The following is a 7,711-nucleotide window of genomic DNA, read 5'->3' as shown; positions in this document are numbered from 1 at the left end:
TGTGGTGGACTGCGTGGGAGTGAGAATGCAGGCATGAGTAGCGTTACCGGTGTGAGAAACACCGGCGCCGATTGACTAAGGGTTCCTGGGGCAGGTTAATCCGCCCAGGGTGAGTCGGGGCCTAAGGCGAGGCCGACAGGCGTAGTCGATGGATAACGGGTTGATATTCCCGTACCCGTCCGCATGCGCCCAGTACCGAGGCTTCTGATGCTAACCACCACCGGCTGGTGCAGTGCCTTCGGGTGTTGTGGCTGGTCGGCGTGGGATCCGAGGGGGTAGTAGGTAAGTGATGGGGTGACGCAGGGGGGTAGCTCTACCGGGCGGTGGTTGTCCCGGGTCAAGCGTGTAGCCTGGAGCATAGGTAAATCCGTGTTCCGTGACGGGTGAGGCGTGATGTCGAGGCGTTGAGCCGAAGTGAGTGATCCCGTGCTGCCGAGAAAAGCCTCTAGCGAGTGTGTGGACGGCCCGTACCCGAAACCGACGCAGGTGGTCTGGTAGAGAATACCGAGGCGTTCGGGTGAACCATGGTTAAGGAACTCGGCAAATTGTCCCCGTAACTTTGGGAGAAGGGGAGCCCTGTCTGGTGATGGACTTCGCGTCCGGAGCTGGGTGGGGTCGCAGAGGCCAGGGGGAAGCGACTGTTTACTAAAAACACAGGTCCGTGCGAAGTCGTAAGACGCGGTATACGGACTGACGCCTGCCCGGTGCCGGAACGTTAAGAGGACTGGTTAGGTGGGTTTCGGCCTGCCGACGCTGGGAATCTAAGCGCCGGTAAACGGCGGTGGTAACTATAACCATCCTAAGGTAGCGAAATTCCTTGTCGGGTAAGTTCCGACCTGCACGAATGGCGTAACGACTTCCCCGCTGTCTCAACCGTGGGCCCGGTGAAATTGCACTACGAGTAAAGATGCTCGTTTCGCGCAGCAGGACGGAAAGACCCCGGGACCTTCACTATAGCTTGACATTGGTGTTTGGGATGGCTTGTGTAGGATAGGTGGGAGCCGGTGAAGCTCGGACGCCAGTTCGGGTGGAGGCGTTGGTGAAATACCACTCTGGCTGTTTCGGGCATCTAACCTGGGACCGTGATCCGGTTCGGGGACAGTGTCTGGTGGGTAGTTTAACTGGGGCGGTTGCCTCCTAAAGGGTAACGGAGGCGCCCAAAGGTTCCCTCAGCCTGGTTGGCAATCAGGTGGTGAGTGTAAGTGCACAAGGGAGCTTGACTGTGAGACGGACGTGTCGAGCAGGTGCGAAAGCAGGGACTAGTGATCCGGCGTCGGCGTGTGGAAGCGGCGTCGCTCAACGGCTAAAAGGTACCCCGGGGATAACAGGCTGATCTTCCCCAAGAGTCCGTATCGACGGGATGGTTTGGCACCTCGATGTCGGCTCGTCGCATCCTGGGGCTGGAGTTGGTCCCAAGGGTTGGGCTGTTCGCCCATTAAAGCGGCACGCGAGCTGGGTTTAGAACGTCGTGAGACAGTTCGGTCCCTATCCGCTGCGCGCGTTGGAGACTTGAGAAGGGCTGTCCCTAGTACGAGAGGACCGGGATGGACGAACCTCTGGTGTGCCAGTTGTTCCGCCAGGAGCATGGCTGGTTGGCTACGTTCGGGAGAGATAACCGCTGAAAGCATCTAAGCGGGAAGCTTGCTTCGAGATGAGGTCTCCTGCCACCGTGAGTGGGTAAGGCTCCCCAGAGATGATGGGGTTGATAGGCCGGATGTGGAAGCCTTGTGAGGGGTGGAGCTGACCGGTACTAATCGGCCGAGGGCTTGTCCACCGCAGATACAAGGTGTTCGCGCACACGAATCCATGAGTAGGTTTCCCTGCTCGTCCCCGTGTGGGGGGTGGGTGTGGGGTGAGGGTTACGGCGGTCATAGCGGGCGGGGTCCACCCGGTCCCTTTCCGAACCCGGTCGTTAAGCCGTCCAGCGCCGATGGTACTGCCCTGTGGTGGGGTGGGAGAGTAGGTCGCCGCCGTACACACACGTGTGGGGTGGGGGGTTGTTGTCGGGAGGTTCTCCCGGACGCAATCCCCCACCCCCCTTTTTTTGTTGTTTTCCACAACCGCGGGAAACGGTCCCCAGCAGAAGGGGGACACGATACGACAGGGCGGTGGCCCCCTGAACCGGGAACTGTGCCCGGACGGACGCCCCAGACGCCGCCCCCTCCTGGCGTGATTCCGGACCGAAACGGTCCATGGAACCACGCCAACAGCGGAAACACGCATATGGTGTCCTGGAGAGCGGGGCAAAGGTAGCCGCCCGCTGCTTCGGGGGCTATAGGCTCATGATCAATACGACATCCGCTGAGCAGGGGGTGCAGGGATTGGCGACGAGCAACGGCGCGACCGGGCAGATCAGGCAGTACCGACTGGACAACGGACTCCGTCTGGTCACCGCTCCGGCCGCCACCGGCCAGGTGGCCGCGGTCAACCTGTGGTACGGGGTTGGCTCCCGGCACGAGGTTCCCGGACGGACCGGATTCGCCCACCTCTTCGAACACCTCATGTTCGAGGGCAGCGGCAACGCGGCCAAGGGTGAGCACTTCAGGGTGATCGAGGCACTCGGCGGGGAGCTCAACGCCTCCACCTCCAGTGACCGCACCAACTACTACGAGACGGTGCCTGAGCACGCGCTCGACCTCGCCCTGTGGCTGGAGGCGGACCGGCTCGCCACCCTGCGCGACGGGGTGACCCAGGAGGTCCTGGACAACCAGCGCGACGTGGTGAAGAACGAACGCCGCCAGCGTTACGACAACCAGCCCTACGGCACCGCCTTCGAGCGGATCCTCGCCAACGCCTACCCGGAGGGGCACCCGTACCACCACCCCACCATCGGCTCCATGGCGGACCTGGACGCCGCGGACCTGGACTACGTACTCTCCTTCCACAAGACGCACTACGGGCCGGACAACCTCGTCCTCACCGTGGTGAGCTCCCTGGACCCCGAGGACGTGCACGAGCGGGTCCAGAAGTACTTCGGTGGCATCCCCGCCCGTGAGAGCGTGGCCGAGGCCCCCGACGCCTCCCTCGACGGCCCCATCGGCTCGCGGAGCATGGTCGTCGAGGAACAGGTGCCCGCCCCCGCGCTCTTCATCGTCCACCGGATCCCCCCGTACGGCACGCGCGAGTTCGACGTCATGAACCTCGCCTCCGCGGTCCTCGGGCAGGGCCAGGGCAGCCGCCTCTACCGCAGGCTGGTCGTCGAGCGGGGGCTGGCCAACGACGACGGCGGCGCCTCCTCGGACCTCTTCGACTTCCGCTACACCCAGTCGCTCTTCTTCATCAGCATGATCGCCCGCGACGGGGTGAGCGGCGCGGAACTGGAGAACGCCATCTTCGAGGAGACCGCGGCCCTGGCCGACGGGATCAGCGAGGAGGAACTGGAGCGGGCCCGAGCGGTCCTGGAACGCGACCACTTCCAGAGCATCTCCACCCCCGCCGGACTCGCCAACGCGCTCAGCGGCTACACCCAGCTCTTCGACGACCCCGAACTCGTGTACACCTGGCCGGAGCGCTGGGCCTCCATCACCGCGGACGAGGTCGTGGACTACGCCAAACGGTTGCTCACCCCCGAGAACCGGTTCTCGCTCCGTTACGAGGTCGCCGCGGCCGAGACCGCCGGCGCCTGACCCAGCCGTACCCCGAACCCCCCGAGCACCGACGCAGACAGAGAAGTCGAGGGAGAGTCCTCTTGAGCAGCCTCCAGCCACGTCCCGCACTCGGCGAGCCGGTCCGCTACGTCTTTCCCAAACCCACCCGGGTCAAGGTGGGCAGCGGCACCGTCATCGCCATCGACCTTCCTGGGCAGCCCTACGCCGCGGTGCGGCTGATCCACCCCGCGGGGGCGATCACCGAACCCCACGAGCACATGGGCGTCTCCATGCTCGTCGGCGAGGCGCTTGAGGACGGAGTCGACGGCAACAGCTCGCTGGCCCCCGCCCTGGAGCGTTACGGAGCGGAATGGGTGGGCCGGATCGGCTGGGACAGCTTCATCACCGGGGTCGACGCGCCCGCCAAGCGGCTCAAGGACGCGGTGGCGCTGCTGGCCGAGGCCGTCCGCGCACCGGCCCTGCGCTCCGACGACATCGTGCGCCGCCGCGACCAGCTCGCGGAACGGTTCCGGCTGGAGAACTCCGTCGCCTCCACCCTGGCCGCCCGAGCCGTCGGCAGCCAGCTCTTCACCGGCCGCTACGCGGTCCCGCCCAGCGGGGGCGACGTCCACCAGCAGCGGCTCACCCCGGAGATCGCGCGGAGCTTCCACGCCGACAGCATCGCCTCGGTGGCCGGGACGCTCGTGGTCGTCGGCGACCTGTCGGGGGTGAACCTGGAGGAGATCGGTGCGGCGGTCTTCGGTGACGCCGCTCCCACCCCGCAGCGGCACACCACCGCTCCGGAGGCCGCGCCGGGGGAACGGCCCCGCATCCTCATCCTGGACCGTCCCGGATCGGTGCAGTCCGCGTTCGTGCTGGCGCACCGCGCCCCGGCGCGCGCCGAAGTCGACCTGCCCCGGGTGGAGGGCATGAGCGACGTGCTGGGCGGCATGTTCACCTCGCGCCTCAACCTGGAACTGCGGGAGAGGCGCGGCTACACCTACGGTGTGGGAAGCCGGTTCGACCTGCGTCGGGACAGCGGGCTCTTCCTCATCAGCACCCAGGTGGACGCGCCCACCACCGCCCACTCCATCAGCCTGACCCTGGAGCAGATCGCCAGGCTCCAGCAGGAGGGGGTCACCGAGAGCGAGCTCCAGGCGGTCCGCGAGTCCCACACGGTGGGACTGCCCGTCGCCTACGCCAGTGCCGGCCGGATGGCCTGGGCGCTGATCGAGATGGTCGTGTACGACCTGCCCGAGGACCACGTGGACCGGATGCGCGCCGGCTACGAGCAGCTGACCACCGAGGACCTGAACAGCTCCGCCCGGGAGTACCTGCGCCCGGACGACGCGGTGGTGATCGTCGTGGGCGACGCCGCCTCGCTGCGGGGGCCGCTGGAGGACCTCGGCGTCGGACCGGTGCTCGTCCAGGATCCCGAGACGCTTTGGTCCTGACGCGGTTTTAAACATTTTTTATTGGCAAAATCCCCAGAGACGGAAAGCGTGACGTGCGATGCAGCCCGTGGGAGATAACAAAAGTGAACCTAAGCGGCTGTAATGTGGCAACCACCTGCTCTGACGTCTGTTGGCGTTGGTATAACGAAAAGACGTGTTTCCTGCCCGTCTCGACCGTCGTGAACAGTCCACAGGAGGCCGCCATGGCCCACGATCTGATGTTCTGAAGCCGTGTCCATCGAACAGCCTCCAGCAGAGCGGCCGCACGCCGAGCCAGCCGACCAGAGGCCCCCTGTCGCAGTCGACGACCAGTCCGGTGGCGAACGTGTGCTCGCGGGCCGCTACGCCCTGCGCGAGCCCATCGGCCGGGGCGGGGTCGGCACCGTGTGGCGGGCCACCGACCTCGTCCTCGACCGTGAGGTCGCGATCAAGGAACTGCGTCTTCCCGACGACCTGACGGAGGACGAACGGAACTCGCTGCTGCGCCGGACCACCCGCGAGGCGCGGGTGGCGGGGCGGCTCAGCCACCCCAACGTGGTCACCGTCCTGGACGTGGTCAACGAGGACGGTCGTCCCTGGATCGTGATGGAGCTGGTCGTGGCGCGTACGCTCGCCGAGATCATCGACATCGCGGGGCCGCTGCCCTACCCCAGGGTGGCCGAGATCGGCCTCCAGCTGATCAGCGCGCTCAAGGCCGCGCACGACGAGGGCATCGTGCACCGGGACGTCAAACCCGAGAACGTCATGATCAGCGAGGACGGCAGGGTCGTGCTGACCGACTTCGGGCTGGCCGCGTGGACCGGCGAGTCCGCGCTCAGCAGCTCCGGGCGGATCATCGGCTCCCCCTCGTACCTGCCGCCCGAACGGGCGAAGGCCGGTCCCGTGGGGCCGCCCTCGGACCTGTGGTCCCTGGGCGCCACCCTGTACGCGGCGGTGGAAGGGCACCCGCCGTACGGGCGCAAGGGCTACATCGCGATCCTGCGCGGGGACGAACTGGAGGAGCCCGCTCCCGCGGCCAACGCGGGGCCGCTGGCCCCGGTGCTGGCCGGACTGCTCAAGGTCGACCCCCAGGCGAGGCTGACCGCGGAGAACGCCACCGCGATGCTGCGGATCGCCTCCCTGGCGCCGTGGGCGCCGGAGACCAGTCCGGAGACCGCGGCACGCAGCGCCGAGGCCGTGCGCCAGGAGAACCAGGAGAAACTCTCCGCGGTCGACCATTTCCGGGCGGGAGCCGAGGTCCTCCGCAACAACCTGCACGAACAGGTCAGCCACGTCTCCGACGCGTTGCAGCGGCACCGCCCGGAGACGGTGAGCGCCCTGCTCACCGCCATCCGCGAGTCGACCGACGCGCTGGGGCTGACCAGTTCCGGAAAGCACCGCAGCGAGCGGAGCCGGAAGAAGCAGGTGGCGGTGGTCGCCGGAGTGGCGGCCTTCGCCCTCCTCCTGCTCTCCGTGGTCCTGTGGGCCCTGGTGTTCCGCACCTGAGAAGGGGTGACCGCGGGTCCGCGTCCCGCTCGTCGAGCGGGGCGCACCCCGGGGACAGCGGTTCCCGCGGTCGGCCGAACACAGCACCGGCCGGAGGGCGCGGAGTTCCTCCGCGTTCCTCCGGCCGGTGTCCTCCGTAGGGCCGACGGGATTCGAACCCGCACTGTACGGCACCTAAAGCCGCCGCCTCCTGCCGTTGGGCTACGGCCCCGTGGCCCGGTCTTCCCGTGGCTGTCGAAAGACCGGGAGAGCTTCTGTCTGAGATTGGCAGTTCAGGTGTGAGGAATGCAAGTCGTGCGGACGTGCCCCTCACGGGTGCGGGACGGGGCCGGCGGGCGACGGGCGGGAAACGGCCTGCGGTTCGGTGGGAGCCTCCTCACAGCCCCAGGTCGCGTCTGAGCCGGTCGACGTGCCCGCTGGCGCGCACATTGTAGTAGGCCCGCTCCACGGTGAGCCCGGAGGAGACGACGAAGGTGGAGCGGATGACGCCCTGCACGATCCGGCCGTAGTTCTTCTTCTCCCCGAAGGCGCCGTAGGAGGTCAGCACCGAGCGGTCGGGGTCGCTGAGCAACGGGAAGGTCAGACCTTCCTGTTCCACGAACTTGGCCAGGCGGGACAGGGAGTCGGGGGAGACGCCCAGCACGGCCAGTCCGGCGTTGTCGAAGTCGCGCAGGTTGTCGCGGAAGTCGCAGGCCTGGGTGGTGCAGCCCGGTGTCATCGCCGCCGGATAGAAGTACAGCACCACGCGGTCGTGCTCTTTGAGCACCTCGCTGAGGGTGACGGGGGTTCCGTCAGCGCTGTCCAGGGTGAAATCCGGGGCGGTGTCGCCGGGTTGGAGTCGAATCGTGTTCTCGCGCAACGTGGACTCCTCGGAGTAGGTGACTCTACGCCAAACGCGTGCCCCCCACCCTAGTCCGCAAACCGGGGCACAGAGCGGAAAAACAAGGAGTGGTCCGGCCAGAAGGGCGAAGTGGAACAAGTGGGGCGGATTGTGGGCCGGAGGGGAGAAGCTCCGGCCGCACCGTCCTGAGATGGATGTTCTTCGTCTTAAGGTTGACCAAGCCCACCCCTCGTCAAGTCGGACGCCGAGACCGCGCAGACCGGAACGCGGGCTCCGCCGTCGGACGGTCGCCGGCGGGGCGGGCCGAAGCGTTCTCCAGGCTTCGTGTTCGAGGAGTTGACCAG

The 7,711-nt window shown here is 66.7% G+C and carries 4 protein-coding genes, 1 tRNA gene and 2 rRNA genes (1 of these 7 cut by a window edge); 5 read left to right on the top strand and 2 right to left on the bottom strand.

The window, feature by feature from the left end:
• From FOF52_RS12080 to FOF52_RS12060, 5 genes are all read left to right on the top strand, one after another.
• A 23S ribosomal RNA gene (locus FOF52_RS12080) occupies positions 1–1,774 on the top strand (it extends 1,324 nt beyond the left edge of the window).
• An 86-nt stretch (positions 1,775–1,860) separates the two neighbouring features.
• Positions 1,861–1,976 (top strand): 5S ribosomal RNA (gene rrf / locus FOF52_RS12075).
• 306 nt (positions 1,977–2,282) lie between these two features.
• Positions 2,283–3,626: a M16 family metallopeptidase gene (locus FOF52_RS12070; RefSeq protein ID WP_248590065.1), complete on the top strand. Its 1,344-nt coding sequence runs from the start codon at positions 2,283–2,285 to the stop codon at positions 3,624–3,626.
• Between the two features lie 62 nt (positions 3,627–3,688).
• The gene (locus tag FOF52_RS12065) at positions 3,689–5,041 is read left to right on the top strand and encodes a M16 family metallopeptidase (RefSeq protein WP_248590064.1); all 1,353 of its coding nucleotides are present in this window, start codon (positions 3,689–3,691) and stop codon (positions 5,039–5,041) included.
• 231 nt (positions 5,042–5,272) lie between these two features.
• Positions 5,273–6,526 (top strand): serine/threonine-protein kinase, encoded by a 1,254-nt coding sequence (locus tag FOF52_RS12060; protein WP_248590063.1) that lies wholly within the window; start codon positions 5,273–5,275, stop codon positions 6,524–6,526.
• 137 nt (positions 6,527–6,663) lie between these two features.
• On the opposite strand, the gene FOF52_RS12055 is transcribed toward FOF52_RS12060, so the two are convergent.
• Together FOF52_RS12055 and bcp are read right to left on the bottom strand one after the other, a co-directional pair.
• Positions 6,664–6,737 (bottom strand) — tRNA-Leu (locus FOF52_RS12055).
• A 165-nt stretch (positions 6,738–6,902) separates the two neighbouring features.
• Positions 6,903–7,385 carry a thioredoxin-dependent thiol peroxidase gene (gene bcp / locus FOF52_RS12050; protein WP_248590062.1) on the bottom strand — a complete coding sequence of 161 codons (483 nt, stop codon included), beginning with the start codon at positions 7,383–7,385 and terminating at the stop codon, positions 6,903–6,905.
• Positions 7,386–7,711 lie beyond the last annotated feature (326 nt).

This window comes from Thermobifida alba (assembly GCF_023208015.1).
GTDB classification, from domain to species: domain Bacteria; phylum Actinomycetota; class Actinomycetes; order Streptosporangiales; family Streptosporangiaceae; genus Thermobifida; species Thermobifida alba.
Note: the sequence above shows the minus strand (reverse complement) of the source record. Positions and strands in the feature narration are given on the sequence as shown.

Coding starts and splice junctions, on each gene's coding strand:
- FOF52_RS12070 (WP_248590065.1), top strand. CDS start 2,283: ATGATCAATACGACATCCGCTGAGCAGGGGGTGCAGGGATTGGCGACG.